This window comes from Neisseria sp. P0001.S005 (assembly GCF_051963715.1).
Genome location: NZ_JBQCTZ010000558.1, coordinates 1 through 505, shown reverse-complemented (window position 1 = coordinate 505; position 505 = coordinate 1). Strand labels below are relative to the sequence as shown.

The 505-nt window shown below is 26.7% G+C and carries 1 protein-coding gene; it reads left to right on the top strand.

Going from position 1 to position 505, the window contains the following annotated elements; all coding sequences use genetic code 11:
• Positions 1-86 (top strand): LpxL/LpxP family acyltransferase (locus ACTHSP_RS21645; RefSeq protein ID WP_440346962.1); only part of this gene is annotated, 86 nt, incomplete at its 5' end.
• Positions 87-505: the final 419 nt, after the last annotated feature.

Sequence of the window (505 nt, the reverse complement as noted above, 5' to 3'; positions counted from 1 at the left end):
AGCGGGTACGCGAGCATCCCGAACAATATTTCTGGCTGCACAAACGCTTCAAAACCCGTCCCGAAGGCGAAAGCAGCTTTTATTGACTACATTGAATTACAATTTGAATATACAAAAAGCGGCGAAATTTTTCTTTCGCCGCTTTTTCATTTTAATTGAATCAAACCGAAACTCATGTTTGAGTTCAAACAATCAAATAATATTCCGCTTTAAATGCTTTAAAAATAACTTTTTTCATTTATATATTAAATTTAATTTCTTTTAAAAACAATATATTGCAAAATAGTTCATTTGAAAAAATACATTTTAATCATTCAAAATATGAAATAAAATTAAATTAAAATTTAAAAAAATAAAATAAATACCTAACTTTTGAACAATTATGAAATATAATTGCAAAAATATGACAACACCTGAAATTTATACCAAAACAAGCCTTCAGAAAAAAATACTTGGCAAACTGTAAAAATTCGCGTAAATTTCACTACATCAAATTACAAAACGT